The sequence below is a fragment of the Microvirga flavescens genome, assembly GCF_003290125.1.
GTDB classification, from domain to species: domain Bacteria; phylum Pseudomonadota; class Alphaproteobacteria; order Rhizobiales; family Beijerinckiaceae; genus Microvirga; species Microvirga flavescens.
In genome coordinates, this window is record NZ_QMKH01000008.1 from 104519 (window position 1) to 126467 (window position 21949).

Genomic DNA, 21949 nt, shown 5'->3' on the forward strand with positions numbered 1-21949 from the left:
CTCGCCTCAGAGCGTCCGCCCGATTAGTTCCTTCATGATTTCATTCGTGCCGGCGTAGATCCGCTGGACGCGCGCGTCGGCAAAGGCCCGCGTGATCGGGTATTCCCACATGAACCCGTAGCCCCCGTGCAGCTGAAGGCAGGCGTCGAGCACCTTTCCTTGCATCTCGCTCGTCCATAACTTCACCATCGCGGCAGTGGTCGTGTCGAGTTTGCCATCGAGCACCAGTTCCAGGCAGCGATCGAGGAAAATCCGGCCGACCTGAACCTCCGTTTTCATCTCGGCCAACGTAAAGCGTGAGTTTTGAAACTCGATCACTGCCTTGCCAAAAGCTCGGCGATTCTTCGTGTAATCGATCGTCCAGTCGAGCGCTGCCTCGCAGCACGAGACCGCCTGGATGCCGACATGCATGCGCTCCCAGGCAAGCTCCTGCATCATGTAGCCGAAGCCCTTGCCCTCCTCACCGATGAGATTTGTTACCGGCACGCGCACTTCATTGAAGAAAAGCTCCGAAGTGTCCTGCGCCTTGGTGCCGAGTTTCTTGAGTCGACGCCCGCGCTCGAAACCAGCACGATCGGCCTCCACCATCACGAGACTGATGCCACGTGCGCCCTCGCTACGATCGGTCTTGCAGGCAACAAGGAAGAGGTCAGCCGTCTGACCGTTGGTAATAAAGGTTTTCTGACCTGAAATGACGTAATCATCACCGTCGCGGACAGCCGTCGTACGGATTGCCTGGAGATCGGAACCGCCGCCGGGCTCCGTCATGGCGATGGCCGCGATGTAGTCGCCCGTCGCCATCTTTGGAAGCCATGCCAGCTTCTGATCGGATGTTCCGTAATGATGGATGTATGGCGCGACGATGTCGGAGTGAAGCGGAAATCCGAGACCCGTGAGATTGAGCCTAGCCTGCTCCTCCATCAGAATGATCGAATAACGACGGTCTGCCCCCACGCCGCCCCATTCCTCGGGAATCGCGACACAAAGGAAGCCCTGCTCGCCTGCCTTTTTCCATGCCCAGCGAGGGACCTCCCCCTTTTCTTCCCATTCCTCATGGTGCGGTGCCAGCTCGCGCTCCATGAAGCGGCGAACCGATTCACGGAACATTTCATGCTCTTCGGAAAAGAGGGTGCGCGCTATCATTTTTCCTCCAGCGAAATCTTGGCGTGGGAGACACGTCTCGGAGACGGTTCGGGCAAGTGCGTACAAATCGGCAATCATTTTTCTAACATTCGTTTGAATTTAATTGCAAGCTGGATTAGCGTGTGGCCTCGACACTCGCCATGAGGAGCCTGTTCGATGATCATCGAAAAACGCACTTACACCTTCCACCCTGGCAAGGTTCAGGAATTCCTCGCATTGTACGAGGCTGAAGGGCTGGCGCTGCACACCAAATACCTGCCCATGATCGGCTATTTCGTCTCCGAGATCGGGACGTTGAATCAGGTCGTCACCATGTGGGGCTATGAGAGCATGCAGCAGCGCGACGAGCTGAGGGCAAAGCTCTATGCGGATCCGGAATGGATCGCGTTCGGTCCCAAGACAACGCCCTTCATTCAGAACATGGAAACGGTGATCCTGCGACCGACGAGCTTTTCACCGATCCGCTGATCCGTGGCGACACCGTTACGGGCCAGCTATCAGATTCCGAGCCTTCAGCGCGGCGATTTCCGCATTCGACAATCCGAGCCCGGCGAGCACCTCATCTGTGTCTTCACCGACGAGTGGCGCCCTGTGGAATACACCGCCGGGCGTGGCTGTCATCCGGATCGGCGTCGAAGCAATTGTGACCGGCTTGGACGATCCCGGATGCTCTACCTCGACCAGCATGTTCCGCGCGGCGACATGTGGATCGCCGTAGATGTCGGCCGCCGTATTGACGGGTCCGAACGGCACCCGGCCATCGAGAGCTTCCGCGATCTCGGCCTTGGTCCGTGTGGCACTCCATGCCTCTACAATCGCCACCGTTTCAGCCGCGTGAGCCAAGCGGGCGTTGTTGGTGGCAAATTTCGGATCGTCCGCGAGTTCAGGGCGGCCCATGATAGCACTCAGGTCGCGCCAGAAAGAATCGCGCGGGCACCCGATCGTGACTTGTCCGTCTTTAGCAGGGAAGGTGCCGAACGGACAAAGAATCGGATGCTGATTTCCTTCCGGAACCGGAGATTCTCCAAGATACGAATATTGATAGACGATGCGCTCACACATGGCGAGAATGCCATCGTACATGGCGACGTCGACAAACTGGCCCTGGCCGGTGCGGCTTGCATGGTGAAGCGCCGCCATGATGCCGAAAGCGGCGAGAGACGCTGGGAAAATATCGCCGACGCCCGGGCCGATTTTCATCGGGGTCACGGAATTCGGCCCGGTAATGCCCATGGCTCCGCCCATCGCCTGCGCCACAACGTCGAAGGCCGGACGGTTCACATAAGGGCTGCTTCCCGTCCGCGGATCGCCAAATCCGCGGATCACCGCGTAGACCAACCGCGGATTGTCGGCCGCCAACACCTCGTAGCCGATGCCGAGCCTATCCATGACACCGGCGCGGAAGTTCTCGACCACAATATCCGCATCCTTGGCGAGTCTGCGAAACAATGCTTTGCCCTCGTCTGATTTCAGATCGAGCGCGACGCTCTTCTTGTTGCGGTTGGTGCTCTGGAAATAGCCACCGAAATAGTGAGCCGTATCGTCCTTCGGAAAGGGCCCGAATTGCCGCGTCGGATCGCCTTCGACCGGCTCGATCTTGATGACGCTCGCTCCCTGATCGGCGAGGAGCATCGTGCAATAAGGACCGGCCAGCATCTGCGTCAGATCGATGACCTTGATGCCGGCCAGTGCGCCCGAGACCTCGGTCATTTTCATAACGCCTTTTGTAGTTCAGGCAGGATTGTGAACAGATCACCAACGAGGCCGTAATCGGCCACCTGGAAGATCGGGGCCTCCTCGTCCTTGTTGATAGCGACGATGACCTTGGAATCCTTCATGCCGGCGAGATGCTGGATGGCGCCCGAGATACCGACCGCGATGTAAAGGTCAGGGGCCACGATTTTGCCGGTCTGCCCCACCTGCCAATCGTTGGGCGCATAGCCCGCATCGACCGCCGCACGCGAGGCTCCGACTGCGGCTCCCAGCTTGTCGGCAATGGGAAGAATGACCTCCGTGAACCTCTCCGACGATCCGAGCGCCCGACCACCAGAAATAACAATTTTCGCCGAGGTGAGTTCGGGACGGTCACTGTCCGAGAGCTTGTTTTCGACGAAGATCGAGACGCCTGGATTCTCGGCGGCGTTGACGGTCTCGATGGGTGCAGATCCACCCTCCCCCGCAGGCTGGAAAGACGCCGTGCGGACGGTAATCACCTTTCTTGAATCGGTGGATTGCACGGTCTGGATGGCGTTGCCCGCGTAGATCGGCCGCTTGAAAGTATCCGGCGACACCACCTCTACAATTTCCGACACCTGTGCGGAATCGAGCAGCGCCGCGATGCGCGGCATGACATTCTTGCCCGATGCGGTGGCTGGCGCAATGAAAGTGTCGTAATCTGCGGCCAGCGCGACGACAAGGGCGGCCAGCGGTTCAGCCAAACGTTGTTCGAGTTCGTCGGCCTCCGCCAGCAGAACCTTGGCCACCCCATGCAGTCGCGCCGCCGCGTCGGCTGCCGCTTTTGCGCCCTTGCCGGCGACGAGGACATGAACATCCGGGCCGATCTGTAGCGCTGCCGACAGCGTCTTTGACGTCTGGTCGGAGAGCGTCGCGTTGTCATGTTCTGCGATAAGAAGAATTGTCATTTTCCTGTTCCTTTTCTTACCGCCCGATCAGAGGACGCCGGCTTCGTTCTTCAGTTTGTCGACGAGTTCGGCCACCGACTTCACCTTCACGCCTGCCTGTCGGCCGCCGGGTTCCTCGGTCCTGAGCACTTTCAGCCGCGGCGTGATGTCAGCACCGAAATCGGCGGCCGTTTTCTCATCGAGCGGCTTCTTCTTCGCCTTCATGATGTTTGGCAGAGACGCATAGCGCGGCTCGTTCAGCCGTAGGTCCGTCGTGACGATCGCCGGCAGGCCAAGCTCAATGGTCTGCAATCCTCCATCGACTTCGCGGGTTACCCTCGCCCTGTCGCCATCGATCTCCAACTTGGAAACGAAGGTCCCTTGCGCCCAACCCAGAAGAGCAGCCAGCATCTGGCCGGTCTGGTTAGCATCGTCGTCGATCGCTTGCTTGCCGAGGATCACAAGGTTCGGCTTTTCCTCCTCGACAATGCCCTTCAATACCTTGGCGACACCGAGAGGCTCGACCGGATCCTCAACCTTGACCAGGATCGCGCGATCCGCGCCCATCGCAAGCGCCGTGCGCAGCGTTTCCTGAGCCTGCGCAGGGCCGATCGACACCACGACAATCTCTTCAACCTTGCCCGCCTCCTTGAGGCGGATGGCTTCTTCAACGGCAATTTCGTCGAACGGATTCATCGACATCTTCACGTTCGTGAGCTCGACACCTGAACCGTCCGATTTGATACGGACCTTCACGTTGTAGTCGACAACTCTTTTAACCGGGACCAACACTTTCATGGGCCTGTAACCTATCCGATAATTTTGGAGCGCATCGGCGCTCGTGAATGGGCGACAATCAGCCCGAAATGGCGCGCGAGCGCTCGACCCGCTCAGTGATCGGCTGGTATATCCAGACCATGCGCTCCGGAGAAAGCGCAGGGGAAAGAGGCATTTGCGCGGTCCCGCTTGCAGCCTTCAATGCTGACAGCGTCTTCGAGATATCGTCGATCTCGATTTCGTAGACGGCCATGTAGGACCACTCCAACGGTCCCGGCCGATGCTGCACGTCAGCAAGGCGATAGCGCTGCGCCGCCGTTACACCCGGCAATTTCAGAACATCCGCGAGATGAACGTTCGTGTACCACTCGTTGAACTCGTCGTCTCGACCATCGTGCGGGTTCGTGAGTGCGATCAGATTGTACTTCGGCATGGCAGCCTCCCTTCGACTGCCGGCAGAGGGCCGGCGCGGCATTTGTCGGAAATCTAACGAACGTTCGAAATATTGGCAATAGGGTCTGCAGTACCGCCCGGAGCCGGCTACTGCGCGGTGTAACCGCCATCGACAAGGAGGTCCGCGCCGGTCATGAATGTCGAGCGCCGGGACGCGAGATACCAAACCGCGTTCGCAATATCTGCCGGCTTGCCAGTATGTCCAACGGGATGGAGTTGCGCGAGATGGCTCTCCGCGGCCTGCTGTGACCCGAACAATTCGATCAGCCGATCGGTGGCTATGCCTCCCGGCGAAATGGAGTTGACGCGAATACCATGCGCCGCGGTGTCGAGCGCCAGGCTTCGCGTGAAGGCGAGAATCGCTCCCTTCGTGGTCGAGTAAGCAACGCGCCCCGGCGAGCCGACATGAGCGAAGGTCGAGGCGATGTTGATGATCCGTCCACCCTTGCCCATGAGAGCAAGCGCGCTGCGCGTGACATTGAAAGCGCCAGTAATATTGACGTCGATCGTTCGCTGCCATTCTTGCGGCGAAAGGTCTGTGATCGGCACTGCGCGAGTGACAGTCGCGGCATTGTTCACGAGCACGTCGACGCTCTTCCCACAGGCGTGCAGCCAGGCGAAAAACGCCTCGACCGTGGAGAGGTCCGTTATATCGCAGTGTTTAAAATGCGCGTTGCCGTGCCCGACGGGGTTTTGCTGAGCGACCGCGTCGAGCGAATGCACCTCGGCACCTTCGGCAGCAAACATTTCAACGATTGCCCGACCGATTCCTCGCCCTCCGCCCGTGACCACACACGTCTGCTTCTCGAACTCGGCCATCCGTTCCCCCACAAGTCGCCATGACACGATCGGGAGAATATCAAACATATGTTAGATTTAAGGAAGCCATTTCATCATACTATGGACTTGGTGTTCGCTGCCACTCGCTTGCCTCGCATTGCGACGACCCCGATCAGCGTAGCGTAGTTGACGCGAATATCTAACAGCTGTTAGATAACTGAAAGTTCGCCGATGAGAAGGACCTGCCATGCAGCCGCCATCGAGAGACGTGAGCTTCGATTTTACCGGCAGGGCTGTCCTGGTCACAGGTGCGGCGTCTGGAATCGGCGAAGCGGTTGCCCGCGCTTTGGCGAAAGCCGGGGCAGCGGTCGGCATTGGGGACGTTCAGGCGGAATCAGCTGAAGCCATTACGTCATCGCTCTGCGAGGCCGGCGGCAATGCCATCGCACTCCCCTTCGACGTGCGGGATGCCGAGGCGACCGAGCAGGCCGTCGCGACATTCGAAGCGAAATTCGGTCCCCTCTCCGGCCTCGTCACGGCGGCGGGCCTATCTCGCCCCGCTCCTGCGGAGAGCATGGACGAGGCGACCTGGGATCTTGTCGTCGACACCAATCTGAAGGGGATGTTCCTCTCTTGCCAGGCTGCGGGACGGCGGATGCTTGACCATGGACGCGGCGCGATTGTGAACATCGCTTCGGTCAATTCGCTGGGAGGCTTTGCCGGCCGATCTAACTATTGCTCGGCGAAATTTGGCGTCTCCGGCCTCACCGACGTTCTCGCGATCGAGTGGGGACGCCGGGGCATCCGGGTCAATGCGGTCGCGCCCAATGGCGTCGACACGCCATTGGTTCGACAAGGCATTCCGGCCCGCTTCGTCGACGAGGTCCTGAACAACCGGACGCCTCTCGGACGTATGGCCCACCCGAACGAGATCGCCGCCGTCGTCCTCTTTCTTCTGTCCGATGCCGCCTCCTACGTGACCGGCGCGATCCTGCCGGTCGATGGCGGCCTCTGTGCCGGCTTTTACACCAATAGGCAGGGCGCCGACCTTGCTTCCGCATCACTTCTGAAAGCTGGAGTTTACGCCGAATAGCGTTGCCGACGCCCGTCATATCCATTGACAGGCTTAAAAATCTAACTTCCGTTAGATAACCAGAACAAAAGAGGGAACCATGTCCAACGATTTTTCACGACGCCAAATCACGAAATCCCTGGCTGCTTTCGGCGCCGCCAGTGCCTTTGGAAGCTTTACGCGACCGAGCTTCGCTCAAAGCGCGCCCATTCGCCTCGGCCTGATCGCACCTCTCAGCGGCTCGCAGGAGGTGATCGGGCGATATCAGCTTGCCGGCGCGACCATCGCGGTGAACCAGATCAACCAGGCGGGTGGTGTCCTCGGTCGGAAGATCGAACTCGTAACCCGCGACGACAAGGCGGCCCCTGCCGCGGGCGTTGCCGCTGCGAAGGATCTGGCAGGCAACGGCGTGAACCTGATGTTCGGTGTGTTGTCGAGTGGCGTCGCGCTGGCGATCGCGCCAACCCTTCAGGCTGACAAGTCGGTGCTCGTCGTATCGGCGGCTGCAGCCAACGAACTGACGCATGATCAGTTCAGTCCCAATGTCTTCCGCACTGCCGACCATGCTTATTCACGTCAGCGCGCTCTCGCAAAACTAGTAGCCGCCGACTACCCAGCTGTTTCCGACTGGACCGCGATCAATCCGCAGACCGCCATCGGCACGTCGAACTGGGATTCTTTCGTAGACGGCATGCTCCAATTCTATCCCGAGCTTAACAAGAAGCCCGTGACGATCACGGATCCGATTTGGGCGAAGTTCGGTGCGACCGATTACAAAAACGAGATCGTGCAACTCATGCGCAGCAAGTCGGAGGGCCTCTATTGCGGCGTCTACGGCGGCGATGCTGTGACGATGTTCGGACAGGCGGCCGCCTATGGTCTCACGAAGAAATTCAAGGTCCTGGTGGACCCGGGGAGTGAATTCATCATCGCACAGGCCATGGGCAAGAACACACCGCCGGGACTCTGGTCTGGATTCCACTGGTTCTACGGCGCGTACAAGGGCCATAAGATCAACGATGATCTCTACGAGACTTATGTGAAGATGGCCGGCGACAAACATCCGGCCGGGTACGTGGGCGAAGCACACACATCCGTGCTCGCCTATGCAAGCGCTATCCAGAAGGCCGGCAGTACGGATACCGACAAGGTTATTGCCGCGTTGGAGGGTCTTGAATTCGACTCTTGCAAGGGCATGCGCAAGATCCGCAAGGAAGACCATCAGGCCATCTGCGATATTAACTTCGTGCAGTTCGGCCCCGACGACAGTGAACAAGGGTGGAAGATCACGGGTCACCGGGTGATCAAAGATGAGGGCTTGAGCGAAGAACCGTCACCAGGTCAGCCGTTGAAGTTTCTCTACAACAAGCGCTGAGCGGGCCCCTTCGTCGCTGAGTTGAATTCCCTCTCAAGACCTGCCGGCGCATTGCCGGCAGGTTGACGGACAGGTGAAAAATCGTGCTTGCGCTATTTCTCGGCCCTCTCTTCAACGGGCTATTCACGGCCATGGTGGTGTTTCTCTTCGCCACTGGGCTGACACTCGTCTTCGGCATCCTCCGCATCCTGAACTTTGCCCATGGCGGCTTCTTCATGATCGGCGCCTATCTGGCCTTCTCTCTCGTCAAGACATTCGCGAGCGACACCTCGACGATCGCGTACATCTTGATCAGCATCGTGGCGGGGATCGTGGTCGGCCTGTGTGGGCTCGTGGTGGAGAGGCTGGTATTCCGGCCGCTTCAGCATGTGGACGAAGCCTATTCGTTGATCGCCACCTACGCGCTGCTGTTGATCTCCGAGGGCGCCGTCAAGGCAATCTGGGGCGTGTCGTTCCACAGCATCATGACGCCCGCCGCACTCGGCGGCGCTTTGATCGCAGGTGATCTCGTAATGCCGGTTTTCGCCATCTTCATCATCGGCCTCGGCGTTCTTTGCTACAGTTTACTGGAGTGGATTCTTCAACACACCGCAACAGGTAAACTCATGAAATCCGTGGCGAGTGATCCGTGGATGGCCGGCATGCTCGGCGTCAACGTACCGCGCTTTTACGCGTGGATCGTCGTGATCGGCTTCTTTCTCGCGGGACTCGCCGGCGGCTTGCTGCTGCCGAATCAGACCCTTTCACCCAACCTCGCCAGCGTGTTCGTGGTGCAAGCCTTCGGCGTTCTGATAGTTGGTGGAATGGGCAATATTCGCGGCACGTTTCTGGCTTCGATCCTGCTCTGCGTGATCGATTCCTACGGCTCCGTCATTTTCTCCGAGGTGCCTGGGGTCTTTTTCTATGTAGCCATGGCCGCGATGCTTCTGATGCGCCCGCAGGGACTGATCGCAGGAGCACGCCTATGATGTCTCAGGCAAGCAATAGCACCTGGAAGCGGGACGCAGCCATCGCGGCCATCATCCTCGTGGTCCTCGTCTCTCTCCCGTTCGTGACCAGCAAAGGCATCGTGTTCATAGCCGGCACTTTGGCACTGCACGTCGTCTTCGGCCTCAGTTGGAACCTGATGTTCGGCCAGACCGGACTCGTCAGCTTCGGTCACGCATCATTCTTCGCCATCGGCGGCTACGCGTTCGCATGGGCTGCGAAAATTGCGCCCGGGATACATCCGCTGCTGTTGTTTGCCGGCGCGGGTCTGTTCGGATCGCTCGTCGCGCTCATCGTGGGGATTCTCGCTCTTCGCCGCTCCATCGGCGTCTATTTCGCGATTTTGACGCTTGCGCTGAGCCAGATCGTCTATCTGCTGCTGTCTTACATCCCGGCGCTCGGCCGAGAGGATGGCTTTACGGGCATCCGCCGGCCCCGCCTGTCGCTCGGCTTCACGACGATCGATCTCGCGAGCGGCAACAACTATTATTACTTCATGATCGCCATGTGTACGCTTTTGGCCGTCGGCTTGTGGTGGGTCATGCACGGGCGCATGGGCCGTGTGTTCAAGAGCATTCAGCAGGATGCGGAACGCGCAGCGTTTCTTGGTATCGACGTGCAAGCCTATCGTCTCCGTTCCTTCGCCATCGCATCGGGAACGACAGCGATCGCCGGCGCGCTGTATGCCCCCTGGCTGCAATTGCTGACGCCCGAGATCGCGCACTGGACGTTCTCGGCAAGACCAATCCTCTATACGCTTCTCGGCGGCGTCCAAAGCTTCTGGGGACCCGTCGTGGGAGCCGTTGTTTTCGCGGTGCTCGAGTACGGAACCCGCACCCTGCACGGATTGTCTGAGATCATCATCGGCTCGATCCTGTTGGTTGTTGTTCTTGCCTTCCCAGGCGGTCTTCTCGGCGGCCTGTCGCGATTGCGGAAACGGATGAACCGCAAGACGATTGTCACCGCAAGACCGGAGATCGTTCGATGACGCTCCACGACGCCACCACCAATCCCTTGCTCGTCGCCACGAATGTGGTGAAGGATTACCCATCCGTCAAAGTTCTCAAGGGTGTCAATCTTTCGGTCGCCGAGGGCGACAGCTTCGCGGTCATCGGCCCCAACGGGGCGGGCAAGACGACCTTGTTCAAGGTGCTGACCGGCGAGGTTTTCGCCGATAGAGGCACGGTCCGTTTCGAAGGAGACGACGTCACCCGCATGCCGGAATGGAAACGCGTCCGACTCGGGTTCGGCCGATCTTTCCAGGTTGCGCGTGTCTTCAAGGAGCTGACCACGCAAGAAAACGTCGTCATCGCCATCGAGGCCCATGAGCGCAATACGGGCCGTCGCCCCGCGCGGCGTCTCGCCTGCCGTCCTTCGCCCGACGTCCGCGAAGCGGTCGAGCAAACCCTTTTAGAGGTCGGCCTGATCGACAAACGCGACGAACCCGCGCGGCTCTTGTCGCACGGCGACAAGAAGCGCCTCGAACTCGCCATGAGCCTGGCGCTACAACCACGGATTCTCATGTTGGACGAACCGACCGCAGGAATGTCGCCGGCAGACCGGCGCGCCGCGACGGAGCTCATCGCCGCCATCAGGGCCCGCCACCGTATGACGATCGTTCTGACCGAACACGATATGGAAGTGGTATTCGGCCTTGCCTCTCGCGTCGCCGTCCTGCACCAGGGCGCCGTGATAGCCACCGGCACGCCCGCGGAAGTCCGCGACGATGCGATGGTGCGCGAGATCTATCTCGGATCGGAACTTATCCATGCTTGAGGTCGGACCGCTCAATGCCTTTTACGGCGACAGCCATATCGTCCAGAACGTGACCCTCGCAATCGGACAAAGCGAGGGTGTCGCTATTCTTGGACGGAATGGCGTCGGCAAAACCACCTTGTTCAAGAGCATCATGGGGGGTGGCCCGCGCGTCGTCGGGCCGGTCAGCCATCGCGGAGAGAATATCACCGCATGGTCCGATTTCCGTCGCGCTCGCCGGGGGCTCGGATTCGTGCCCGAAGATCGCCGCATCTATCCTCACCTGACGGTGGCGGAAAACATTGCCATGGGCCGTCACGCCGCGCGCCCCAACGTTGCCTCATATTCGGTCGACGAGATTTTTATGTTATTTCCGATGCTCGCCGATTTGCGCGGGCGCCTCGGTTTCGAGCTCAGCGGCGGGCAACAGCAATTGCTGGCGATCGCGCGGGCCATGTTCGCGCGGCCGGAATGTCTTTTGTTGGACGAGCCAACCGAAGGATTGGCGCCGGTCATCGTCGAGCGGCTCGTTCATCAGCTCATCGAGCTTCGGCGTAAGAATGGCATGGCATTGCTTGTCGCGGAGCAGAATGTCTGGTTCGCGCGCATGTGCACCGAGCGGCTCTACCTGCTCGACAGCGGCCGCGTGGTGTTCGAAGGATCCTGGGCGGCGTTTGATTCCAGCGCGGACCTTCAGCAGCGATATCTAGCTGTTTGAATTCACGAGCACAGCCTCAGAAGCTTGGCGCCTTCACGAAACCCGTTACTGGTCATCGTGATGCCCGGCACCGAAAGAGTAACCGCGTGCCCGTGGCAACAAGCCCACTACGGTATTTCGTTCGCGAGCACCAGTTCGGCATCCAGCAACGGGGCCATGCCGGCGACCACGGTTCGCTCTAACCCATCGACGCGGGTGACGATGTGATCCGCAAAGAAGCGAGCGAGAGCAATTCGACCACGATGAGCCGGGGCGGTTTCGCCTCTCAGCATCGCCTCATGAGCGGCTAACGCCAGCTGCGCCAACGCCCCACCCCCTTGGACAATGCCGAAGAGACTCAGATATGGGGTCGCGCCTGCGATAGCTTCCAGCGGCGCATCGGCGGAAAGCGCTCTCAGGAGAAAGTTCGTTGCGCGTTCGAGGCTCCCGATAGCTGCGTCGAGCGTGGGCGCGATGGAAGTCAATTCTACGCTGTCTGTTTTTGTCAGGCGCGCGACGATGTCTCGCATGGAGGCAATCTGCGCCGCCACCGTTTCACCGCCCGCAAGCGGCAACTTGCGGGTGACTAGGTCGAGGGCCTGGATACCGTTCGTTCCCTCATAAATCGGCGCAATGCGTGCATCGCGGTAGTGCTGAGCCGCCCCGGTTTCCTCAATGAAACCCATGCCGCCATGAACCTGAACGCCGAGGGAGGCGACCTCGACGCCGATGTCGGTGGAGAAAGCCTTCGCAACCGGGGTCAGGAGGGATGCGCGCTCGTTGGCCTTTCGCCGGTCCGACTCGTCCTGTTCGAGATGGGCGCGATCGATGGCCTCAGCTGTCAGGTAACAGATAGACCGCGCTGCTGCGGTGAGCGCTTTCATCGTGAGAAGATTGCGCTGGATATCGGGGTGCTCGACGATGGGGCTCATCACATTTCTTGCACCGCCAGGCGCACGGCCCTGCCTACGCTCATGAGCATAGGCCAGCGCCAACTGATAGGCGCGCTCAGCGATGGCGACACCTTGCAGGCCCACGGCCAGGCGTGCGTTGTTCATCATCGTGAACATGCAGTTCAAACCACGGTTCTCCTCGCCTAAGAGCCAGCCGATCGCGCCGCCATTGTCGCCGAAGATCATAGTGCAGGTGGGCGAGGCATGGATGCCGAGCTTGTGCTCGATGCTATGGCACCGCACATCGTTACGCGTGCCGTCCGGTAGGAATTTGGGCACGACAAATAGCGAGATGCCGCGCGTGCCAACAGGCGCTTCGGGAAGACGCGCGAGAACGAGATGCACGATGTTTTCGGTCAGATCATGCTCGCCATAGGTGATGAAGATTTTTTGGCCCGTTATCTTGTAAGTGCCATCACCTGCGGGTTCTGCGCGAGAGCGCAGGGCCGCGAGATCGGAGCCGGCCTGAGGCTCCGTCAGATTCATGGTCGCGGTCCACTCGCCGGAGACGAGTTTCTCGAGGTACCGACTCTTCAGGTACTCTGTCCCATGTTGGACGAGCGCCTCGATGGCGCCCATCGTAAGGACCGGTCCAATGCCGAATGCCATGGAGGCTGCGTTCCACATCTCGACGCAGGCGGAATTGAGAAGCGTCGGCAGTCCCTGCCCGCCATATTCAGCCGGCCCCGGAAGGGCGTTCCATCCCGCCTCAGTCCAGGCCTTATAGGCCTCCTTCCAACCGGGTGCAGTGGTGACAACACCATCCTTCAGAGTGACACCGTGCTTGTCGCCCTCACGGTTCAGGGGCGCGATGACATCGTTCGCGAAACGGCCCGCCTCCCCCAAGATCGTCTCCACCAAATCGGCGGTGAGTTCAGGATAGAGGCCATCCTCCAGGGCGCGGTCGAGGCTCGCCACGTGCCGCATGGTGAAAACAATATCGGACACAGGCGCTCGGTAGGTCATGCGTTTTCCTTAAGCCCTCGAAGGATTGCGTGTGGGAGGGGAAATGTCGGCCAATATGGAGGCGCTATCACTCTATTAAAAAGCAACCAACATAATCTAACATATGTTAGAAAATCTACAAGTACGACCCACAGCCGCGAGGCGTTCCCCATTCTCAGCGAGAAGATGGGTGCTCGGTTCAGTTAACCGCCGCCAGCCTTGACCCGTGGCGGATTCTTCATATCCAGCAACGGGACGGGGTTGTCCGGGGTCTGAAGATTGGGCCGCCAGTCGGTCGATGCACCACCCGGCACCCGTTTGATGCTTGGATAGTCAACAATCGACTTGTTGAACTCCATCACAACCGGAACGATCAGCGCCAGGACCCAGCCGTTGTCCTGCCCCGCATACCTGCCCGGCGAGGCCTGGGGCAGCCGGGCCGCCACCGCTCCGTTGAAGACCATGTCGTATTTCTCAAACGGATCCATAGTTAGGTTGTAGACTGCGCCAATCGCGCCCAGGTTCTGCTCGGATCCGAGCCACGTGTCCTTGGCCGTCCAGAGGTATTTCCATGCGATGTTGAGATCGGGATTGTTCGGGTCGCCGGCGACGTCCGTGCGCGCTCCCATGAAGTTTTCGCCGTCTATGTAGATCCACGATCTCCGGGCGGAGTGGCGGGCGTGGCCGAGGATGTAGGCGCTGTTATCGAGGCTGTCGAAGTAGACCGGCTTGCCGTCATCACCCGTCCACGCGCCGTTCGGCGGTGGGGTGATACCGGCCATCGCGGCCAGCGTCGACCAGCAGTCGATGTGCGACATCATCTCGTCGTATTTCGCGCCGGCCGGAATATGTCCGGGCCACCACATCAGGCCCGGGACGCGCCAGCCGCCTTCGAAGGCCGTGCCCTTCTCGCCACGGAAGGGCGTGGTACCGGCGTCGGGGTAGGCGTCCTGCCAAGCTCCGTTGTCGGCCGTCAGGATGACGATCGTGTCGGGCGCCTCCGCGCGAATGGTGTCCATGATCCGGCCGATGTCGTCGTCGAGCTCCATCATCGAATCCGAGTAGTCGCCGAGGCGCGACTTGCCGGCGAACTTCGGTGCGGCGTTCGTCGGGTTGTGCATCTTCATGAAGTTGACGTCCATGAAGAACGGCTTGTCGTCCTTGGCGTGCTTCTTGATGTAGTCGATGGCGAAGTCGGTCTGACGCACATCGAAGTTGGCGAGGTAGTCGTAGGTGATGGTCGCGACCTTGTGAGCCGGTTGGCCCGCGACGCCTTCCCATTCGAACATGTTCACGACGTCGAAATAGCCCCTCGCGAACTCCGGGTTATAAGACGGGAACCACGGATGGAACCACTTGGAGGTGTCTGCATAGGTGTAAACGCCGGGGTAGTACGCGGCAAACGCTTTCATCTCGTCGAAGCCGTGCTCGATCGGGTAGGCCTCGGGCTTGTCGCCGAGATGCCACTTGCCCGAGAAGTACGTCGAATAACCGTTCTTCTTGAAGAATTCCGCGATCGTTGGCGTCTCCTTGCGGATCGTATTCTCGTCGCCCGGGGCCACCACGATCGAGAGCGCCGAGCGGATCGGGATGCGCCCGGTGATGAACGAGGCGCGGCCCGCCGTGCAACTCGCCTGGCCGTACCAGTTCGTGAACACCACACCTTCCTTGGCGATGCGGTCGATGTTCGGGGTCGGGTGGCCAAGGGCCGCGCCGCCTCCCGAATAGGCACCGAAATCATTCCAGCCGGTATCGTCAGTCATGAGCATAACGATGTTTGGCCTCTTGCCCGGCGTTTGCGCGCGGGCGGCGGTAAGCGAGCCCGCAAGCAAAGCCGTAGCACTCAACGCGCCCAACCCAAGTGCGAACAAACTGCGTCTCATTTGAGCCTCCGTTGTTGGGACGTTACTCGAATCGCCGAGCACGCCCTCTCGGATCAGGCGCGCATGACGGCAAGGTGAGTCATCAACGCGGCGTGGAAACATCCGGCTCACCGAACCAGACAGAAGACCGAACTCTTCGGGAGTACCTCCTGCTGGGGAGGGCTTCGATGCACCGACGGGTTGCCGGACCGCATCCCTCTCGACGGGCGCCAATCGGGAATGACCGAAATGGGTCATAAGCAGAAATCCGCTGCTCTCAGTGAAGGTCCGCTTAGCTCTGGAACTCGGAGGTTCATAGAGTTCAGTGGTCAGGCACGCCTTCGGGCATATTCGTCACGACGGGCGACGTAAGCATCGCCCAACAAGGACAGCATGTCGCTTCCGCTGGAGAGCAGCGCCCAATACAGAAAGCCGTCTCTCCGGTGCTCTCTTAGGGCGCACTTCCTATCGGCAAAGCTCCAAGGCCCGGATAACGTCGCGCAACCATTCTGAAAATACTTTGACAGCGCTTGTTTGAGCGCCTGCCTTGGCACGCAGAAAATAAAACTCGAGTGGCGCAGATGCATTTCTGCCCACCGGAACAAGCCGCCAAGCCACAAGCTCGCTCACGATGAAGGCATAGGACCAGACTGGAGCGATGAAGCTTTTGCGCGCTGCTACCGCAACGCTTCCATCCCTTTGATGACTGTCGATTGACGCATCGAAGTGCGTATCTAGTTAAAGCCTCGGGCTAGGGTGGGCGAGCTTCTCGACCGAGGGACAAATCATGGCCAAGCCTCTTTCCAAACAGCTCGGTGAATTGTCGGTTCGAGCCAAGAACGCGCAGGATCATGTCGCTGCCGCGTAAAAGGAAGCTCATGACAAAATCATCGTGCGCAGGGAACAGATCCAGCGATGGGCCGGGCCGACAGCACCTCAAGGACCGTGACAGTTTCCCGGTGGCATCCCACGGTGCGGCACACCATGCTCTCAGCGCTTGGAAAGGCAAAAGGGTCGCCTAGAACTGCTTTCCTTCGACTGGAGGAGGTCCGACATGTTTCGGCTCGTGCTGAGCACTTTAACTGCCCTGGTTATGTCGCTGCCCGTCGCGGCGCAGGTCCAGCCTTATCCCGACAGCTTTCGCACGCAAGAGATCCAGACCAACGGGACAACCTTGCATGTCCGGGTCGGCGGCCAGGGACCGGCGGTCCTGCTGCTGCATGGTTATGGCGAGACCGGTGACATGTGGGCGCCTTTGGCCGCCGACCTCGCCCGCGATCATATCGTCATCGCCCCGGATCTGCGGGGCATGGGACTCTCGTCCCGGCCCGAGACCGGCTACGACAAGAAAACCCAGGGCCAGGACATGGCGGGCGTGCTCGACGCCCTGAAGATCGACAAGGTCGACCTCGTCACCCATGACATCGGCAACATGGTTGGCTACGCGTTTGCCGCCCTGCATCCGGAGCGGGTCACGCGCTTCGTGATCATGGACGCCCCACTGCCGGGGATTGGCCCGTGGGACGAGATCGTACGCAACCGGGCCCTGTGGCACTTTTCGTTTCAGGGTCCCGATGCCGAGCGGCTGGTGGCCGGACGGGAACGAATCTATCTCGATCGCTTCTGGAACGAATTCTCGGCCAACCCGAAGAGCTTTAGCGAGGCCTCACGGGAACACTATGCGAGGCTTTATGCCCAGCCTGGCGCGATGCACGCCGGATTCAATCAGTTTGCGGCCTTCGATCAGGACGCGGCCGACAACCGGGCCTTCGTGGCGCAAGGAAAGCTGACCATGCCGGTGCTGGCGGTCGGCGGCGAGAAATCGTTCGGACCTACCATGGCGGTGGTCATGGGGGCTGCCGCGACCGACGTCACCGAGCTCGTGATCCCGAATTCCGGGCACTGGCTGATGGAGGAGCAGCCTGCCGCGACGGTCAGCGCCGTGCGCGCCTTCCTCGACAGGAATTAATCGGCGCGATTGGCCGAGTCGGAATGGCCTGCCCCCTTTGAAGTGGTCCTCCCTGATTTATAGCTTTGCGGCCCTTGTTTGGAAGGATCACTAAAGAGGCAGTTGGTCGAGTTGCCTCGGCGCGGAAGAGCCCGATATCAAATCGATGATGATGGTGTTGCGTGTGCTCGCTGGATCGGAGATCGTTCGATGTTCGTTCGTTGTACGCCTCCCGTTCTTGCTGCAAGTTTTTTTGTTGCTTTCATGCAGTGCGCCGATGCTCAGGCACCTCAGCAGGGGCCCCGTGTCACGGTCGCGCTGCCTGTCGTCAAGGACATCGTCGAGCAGGATGAGTTCATCGGACGCTTTCAAGCCATAGACGAGGTGGATATCCGCTCCCGGGTTTCAGGTTACCTCGAAAAGGTTCACTTCGTTGACGGAAGCCTCATCAAGACAGGGGACCTGCTCTTCACGATTGACCAGCGTCCTTATCAGAATGCCCTTGCGCAGGCCGAAGCGGCAGTAACGTCATCACAGGTGCGTTTGAACTTCGCCAAGAACGATCTAGAGCGTGCGGAGCAACTCCGGCTCACTGGCAACATCGCCGACCAGGTCCTCGATCAGCGACGTCAAATCTACCTTGTTGCCAAGGCCGAGCTTGATCGCGCGGAGGGTGCCTTGCGTCAGGCACGGCTCGATCTTGAATTCACGGAAATCAGATCCCCGCTTCCCGGCCGTATTTCGCGCAAGCTCGTCTCGGTTGGCAATCTCATCAATGCCAATGAGACAATCCTGACCAATGTGGTCGCGCTCGATCCCATCCACTTTTATTTCGACGTCGACGAACGTTCCTTCCTCGCCTATTCGCACCAACTTCAAGGCGGCACAAGAACCTCAGTCGAGGGGGTCAAGAACGAGGTCGTCCTGCGGCTCACCACCGAAAAGGAAGGCAACCGAGTCGGCGAACTTGATTTCGTCGATAACCGCCTCGATCCGGCGAGCGGAACGATCCGCGCCCGCGCCCGATTCCCCAACAAGGATCTATATCTTGTTCCGGGCCTCTTTGGCCGCGTCACCGTTGGCGGGTCGGATCCTCATCGTGGAGTTCTCATTCCCGATGAGGCCGTGGGAAGCGATCAGGATCGTCGTATTGTGTATGTGCTAAACACTGACAACACGGTCACGGCAAAACCGGTGCGAACCGGGCCTCGCATCGACGGCTATCGGGTCATCCGCTCGGGATTGACCGGTGACGAGATCATCGTCGTCAACGGATTGATGCGGCTGCGCCCGGGCGTGGTCGTTTCCCCCAGCAAGATCGAATTGCCGCGAGTGCGTGAACGGAACGGCACTTGAGGGCGAGGGTGTTTCCATGCGCTTTTCGCATTTCTTCGTCGACCGCCCGATCTTTGCTTCCGTCATCTCGATCATCATTTTGATCATCGGAGCCATCAGCTACTTCGCGCTGCCTGTGGCGCAATATCCGGAGATCACACCACCCACGATCGTCGTGCGCGCCAGCTATCCCGGTGCGGACGCACAGACCGTCGCTGCCACCGTCGCGACGCCACTGGAGCAGCAGATCAACGGCGTCGAAAACATGCTCTACATGTCCTCCTATTCTACCAGCGACGGTTCCATGGCGCTCACCATCACCTTCCGGCTCGGGACCAACCTCGATACGGCACAGGTGCTCGTTCAGAACCGGGTCGCCATCGCACTCCCACGCCTGCCGGACGAGGTGCGTCGCTTGGGTGTAACCACGCTCAAGAGTTCACCCGATCTGATGCTTGTGGTGCATCTGCTCTCCCCGGACAATCTCTACGACCAGCTCTATATCTCCAACTACGCTCGCAACAATATTCGTGACCCACTCCTGCGCCTCGACGGCGTGGGCGATCTCATCATCTTCGGCGAGCGGCAATACTCGCTCCGCGTCTGGCTCGATCCTGAGAAGCTTGCATCCTATGGTTTGAGCTCTGGCGATGTCGTGCGCGCGATTCAGGAGCAGAATGTCCAGGTTTCTGGCGGGGCCCTGGGCCAGGAGCCAGCACCCTCCGATGCCGCCTTCCAGCTTGCTGTCACCACGCAAGGACGGTTCGAGGATCCGCGAGAGTTTCGGGAGATCATCGTACAGGCGACACCTCAGGGGCGGCTTGTCAGGCTCTATGACGTGGCCCGTGTCGAATTAGGAGCGCAGGACTATGTCACCAACTCCTATCTCAACGGGGCGCCTGCCGTGGCGCTTGCGATCTTCCAGCGTCCCAACACCAATGCCCTGAACGCAGCGGCCCAGATCATCCAGGCCATGGATAAGTTGAAGGTGAATTTCCCACCGGGGATCGAGTACCGCATCGTCTACAATCCAACGGAGTTCATCGAGGCGAGCATCCGCGAAGTCTACAAAACACTCTTCGAAGCGGTGGCGCTCGTCGTGCTCGTGGTCATCGTTTTCCTCCAGAGCTGGCGCATGGCGATCATCCCAATCCTCGCCATTCCGGTCTCGCTCATCGGCACCTTCGCGATTATGGCGGCGCTGGGGTTTTCGCTCAACACGCTCACCCTGTTCGGAATGGTTCTTGCCATCGGCATTGTCGTGGACGACGCCATTGTCGTGGTCGAGAATGTCGCGCGCAATATCGCGCTCGGCATGACACCACGCGATGCCGCACACGAGACCATGGACGAGGTTGGCGCGGCGTTGATCGCCATTGCTCTCGTGCTCACCGCCATCTTCATTCCGACGGCATTCATCCCCGGCATCTCGGGACAATTCTACCGACAATTCGCGTTGACCATCGCCGTTTCGACGGTCATTTCCGCTTTCGTCTCCTTGACTCTGTCTCCGGCACTTGCGGCGTGGCTCCTGAAACCACGCAGTCAGGACAGCCCTAGGAGCATGCCAGGCCGTGCGGTGAAAACCCTCACGGGCGGGTTCAATCGCGGCTTCGACCAATCGGCACAGGGTTATGCACGCGCGGTGAGCTACGCGGTGCGCCACAAGCTGATTGCGCTACCGATCTATCTCGGGCTCGTTGCTGGAACGGTGTGGCTCGCGAACGCGGTACCTCGTGGTTTCATTCCACTGCTCGACCAAGGATACGCCATCGTCGTCATTCAACTGCCGGATGGAGCGGCGCTCGGACGAACCGATGAGGTCGTGCAGCGTGTCTCGAGTATCCTACGCAAAACGCCTGGAGTCCAAAACGCCGTGGGGTTCGCGGGCTTTTCTGGAGCGACCTTTACCAACGCAACCAATTCCGCTGCGGTCTTTGCGCCTTTCAAACCGTTCAAAGAAAGACCCGATCTTCCTGCTCATGCAATCATCGCGTCTCTCTTTCAGCGTTTACAGCAAATCGAGGAAGCCTTCATCATCGTCGTGCCGCCACCGCCCGTGCGAGGCCTAGGCAATTCTGGCGGTTTCAACATGCAGATCCAGAACCGCGCGAATGACGAGGTACGCGGTATTCTCGCGGCTGCCTATCAGATGATGGGGCAGGCAGGGCGCAATCCCAAGCTGACCGGCGTTTTCACCACCTTCTCGGCCAATTCTCCGCAAGTCTATCTCCAAATCGACCGGGAGAAAGCACGTATACTCAACGTGCCGATCGTCAATATCTTCGAGGCATTACAGGTCAACCTCGGCACCGCCTATATTAACGATTTCAACGCTTTCGGTCGCGTCTACCAAGTCCGCGCGCAGGCCGACCAACGCTTTCGCATCGATCAAAGCGACATCAATCGCTTGAGAGTCCGTTCCTCGACAGGAGCACTCGTTCCAATGGGAACCCTCGTCGAGATCCAGGAAACGTCCGGGCCCGCGCTGATTCAGCGGTATAACATGTACACCTCAGTTTCCTTACAAGGGAACGCCGCTCCCGGCGTCTCGTCGGGAACTGCGCTCGATGAAATGGAGAAGATCGCCCAAGAGGCCCTTCTGCCGGGGATGGCATTTGAATGGACCGAGCTCGCATTTCAGGAGCGGCAGACCGGCAACACGGCCATCTTCATCTTCGCCCTGTCGGTACTCTTCGTGTTTCTGGTGCTTGCTGCGCAATACGAGAGCTGGTCGCTGCCTCTCGCCATTATCCTCATTGTTCCCATGGGAGTACTATCGGCGCTGATCGGCATCAGCCTGCGCGGCCAAGACAACAACATCCTCACGCAGGTCGGACTCGTGGTGCTGGTGGGGCTCGCGGCGAAAAACGCGATTCTGATCGTGGAGTTCGCGCGTCAGCTCGAGGTCGAAGGGCGACCGCCGGTGGAGGCTGTGATCGAAGCCTGCCGCCTGCGCCTGCGGCCTATCATTATGACCGCCCTGGCGTTTATCCTCGGTGTTCTGCCACTCGTGGTCGCCACAGGCCCCGGCGCGGAGATGCGTCGCTCGCTCGGCACGGCGGTGTTCAGCGGCATGCTCGGCGTCACGTTTTTCGGCCTCTTCCTGACTCCCGTCTTTTACGTGACCATCAGGCTTCTCATTCTGAGACTCGCTCGGTCGCGCTTGGCCACTCAAGCCCGCCAACCTCCACTGAATCCAGCGGAATAGACCTTTTCCTTGCGAGCTGCCGATCTCGACGTCGG

The 21949-nt window shown here is 59.7% G+C and carries 18 protein-coding genes; 10 read left to right on the top strand and 8 right to left on the bottom strand.

The genetic code is table 11. From position 1 onward, the window contains the following. Nucleotides 1–6: 6 nt before the first annotated feature. Nucleotides 7–1143 (bottom strand): acyl-CoA dehydrogenase family protein, encoded by a 1137-nt coding sequence (locus DQW91_RS14885; RefSeq protein WP_112664436.1) that lies wholly within the window; start codon nucleotides 1141–1143, stop codon nucleotides 7–9. A 156-nt stretch (nucleotides 1144–1299) separates the two neighbouring features. On the opposite strand from DQW91_RS14885, the gene DQW91_RS14890 reads away from it, so the two are divergent. Further along, on the top strand, nucleotides 1300–1611 hold the full coding sequence (locus tag DQW91_RS14890; RefSeq protein ID WP_112664437.1) for an NIPSNAP family protein: 312 nt from the start codon (nucleotides 1300–1302) through the stop codon (nucleotides 1609–1611). Nucleotides 1612–1626: 15 nt separating this feature from the next. Here the strand turns inward: DQW91_RS14890 and DQW91_RS14895 are convergent, their stop codons facing one another. From DQW91_RS14895 to DQW91_RS14915, 5 genes are all read right to left on the bottom strand, one after another. Then, the gene (locus DQW91_RS14895) at nucleotides 1627–2859 is read right to left on the bottom strand and encodes a CoA transferase (RefSeq protein WP_112664438.1); all 1233 of its coding nucleotides are present in this window, start codon (nucleotides 2857–2859) and stop codon (nucleotides 1627–1629) included. Continuing rightward, nucleotides 2856–3785 carry an electron transfer flavoprotein subunit alpha/FixB family protein gene (locus tag DQW91_RS14900; RefSeq protein WP_112664439.1) on the bottom strand — a complete coding sequence of 310 codons (930 nt, stop codon included), beginning with the start codon at nucleotides 3783–3785 and terminating at the stop codon, nucleotides 2856–2858. Before DQW91_RS14900 ends, DQW91_RS14895 begins: the two co-directional genes overlap by 4 nt. 27 nt (nucleotides 3786–3812) lie before the next feature. Beyond that, complete coding sequence (locus tag DQW91_RS14905; protein WP_112664440.1) at nucleotides 3813–4562, bottom strand: electron transfer flavoprotein subunit beta/FixA family protein; 750 nt, start codon at nucleotides 4560–4562, stop codon at nucleotides 3813–3815. A gap of 58 nt (nucleotides 4563–4620) precedes the next feature. Beyond that, a complete protein-coding gene (locus DQW91_RS14910) occupies nucleotides 4621–4974 on the bottom strand; it encodes a DUF4286 family protein (RefSeq protein ID WP_112664441.1) in 354 nt (117 codons plus the stop codon). Nucleotides 4975–5081: 107 nt separating this feature from the next. Beyond that, complete coding sequence (locus DQW91_RS14915) at nucleotides 5082–5813, bottom strand: SDR family NAD(P)-dependent oxidoreductase (protein WP_157961464.1); 732 nt, start codon at nucleotides 5811–5813, stop codon at nucleotides 5082–5084. A gap of 208 nt (nucleotides 5814–6021) precedes the next feature. On the opposite strand from DQW91_RS14915, the gene DQW91_RS14920 reads away from it, so the two are divergent. The 6 genes from DQW91_RS14920 to DQW91_RS14945 all read left to right on the top strand — a co-directional run bounded on the left by DQW91_RS14920 (nucleotide 6022) and on the right by DQW91_RS14945 (nucleotide 11681). Next, nucleotides 6022–6867 carry an SDR family NAD(P)-dependent oxidoreductase gene (locus DQW91_RS14920; protein ID WP_112664443.1) on the top strand — a complete coding sequence of 282 codons (846 nt, stop codon included), beginning with the start codon at nucleotides 6022–6024 and terminating at the stop codon, nucleotides 6865–6867. Between the two features lie 79 nt (nucleotides 6868–6946). Next, on the top strand, nucleotides 6947–8221 hold the full coding sequence (locus DQW91_RS14925; RefSeq protein ID WP_112664444.1) for an ABC transporter substrate-binding protein: 1275 nt from the start codon (nucleotides 6947–6949) through the stop codon (nucleotides 8219–8221). Between the two features lie 83 nt (nucleotides 8222–8304). After that, nucleotides 8305–9189 carry a branched-chain amino acid ABC transporter permease gene (locus DQW91_RS14930; protein WP_245411053.1) on the top strand — a complete coding sequence of 295 codons (885 nt, stop codon included), beginning with the start codon at nucleotides 8305–8307 and terminating at the stop codon, nucleotides 9187–9189. Continuing rightward, the gene (locus DQW91_RS14935; RefSeq protein ID WP_112664445.1) at nucleotides 9186–10196 is read left to right on the top strand and encodes a branched-chain amino acid ABC transporter permease; all 1011 of its coding nucleotides are present in this window, start codon (nucleotides 9186–9188) and stop codon (nucleotides 10194–10196) included. Before DQW91_RS14930 ends, DQW91_RS14935 begins: the two co-directional genes overlap by 4 nt. After that, nucleotides 10193–10984: an ABC transporter ATP-binding protein gene (locus DQW91_RS14940; RefSeq protein ID WP_112664446.1), complete on the top strand. Its 792-nt coding sequence runs from the start codon at nucleotides 10193–10195 to the stop codon at nucleotides 10982–10984. The genes DQW91_RS14935 and DQW91_RS14940 overlap by 4 nt, the downstream gene beginning before the upstream one ends. Continuing rightward, a complete protein-coding gene (locus DQW91_RS14945) occupies nucleotides 10977–11681 on the top strand; it encodes an ABC transporter ATP-binding protein (RefSeq protein ID WP_112664447.1) in 705 nt (234 codons plus the stop codon). The genes DQW91_RS14940 and DQW91_RS14945 overlap by 8 nt, the downstream gene beginning before the upstream one ends. Before the next feature lie 107 nt (nucleotides 11682–11788). On the opposite strand, the gene DQW91_RS14950 is transcribed toward DQW91_RS14945, so the two are convergent. Next, a complete protein-coding gene (locus DQW91_RS14950; protein ID WP_112664448.1) occupies nucleotides 11789–13579 on the bottom strand; it encodes an acyl-CoA dehydrogenase family protein in 1791 nt (596 codons plus the stop codon). Between the two features lie 182 nt (nucleotides 13580–13761). Beyond that, nucleotides 13762–15441, bottom strand: a complete 1680-nt coding sequence (locus DQW91_RS14955) for an arylsulfatase (protein WP_112664449.1) — start codon at nucleotides 15439–15441, stop codon at nucleotides 13762–13764. Nucleotides 15442–16474: 1033 nt separating this feature from the next. On the opposite strand from DQW91_RS14955, the gene DQW91_RS14960 reads away from it, so the two are divergent. From DQW91_RS14960 to DQW91_RS14970, 3 genes are all read left to right on the top strand, one after another. Then, complete coding sequence (locus tag DQW91_RS14960) at nucleotides 16475–17389, top strand: alpha/beta fold hydrolase (RefSeq protein WP_112664450.1); 915 nt, start codon at nucleotides 16475–16477, stop codon at nucleotides 17387–17389. 102 nt (nucleotides 17390–17491) lie between these two features. After that, nucleotides 17492–18724, top strand: coding sequence for an efflux RND transporter periplasmic adaptor subunit (locus DQW91_RS14965; RefSeq protein ID WP_245411054.1), 1233 nt, complete (start codon nucleotides 17492–17494; stop codon nucleotides 18722–18724). A 16-nt stretch (nucleotides 18725–18740) separates the two neighbouring features. Further along, the gene (locus DQW91_RS14970) at nucleotides 18741–21914 is read left to right on the top strand and encodes an efflux RND transporter permease subunit (protein ID WP_112664470.1); all 3174 of its coding nucleotides are present in this window, start codon (nucleotides 18741–18743) and stop codon (nucleotides 21912–21914) included. Nucleotides 21915–21949: the final 35 nt, after the last annotated feature.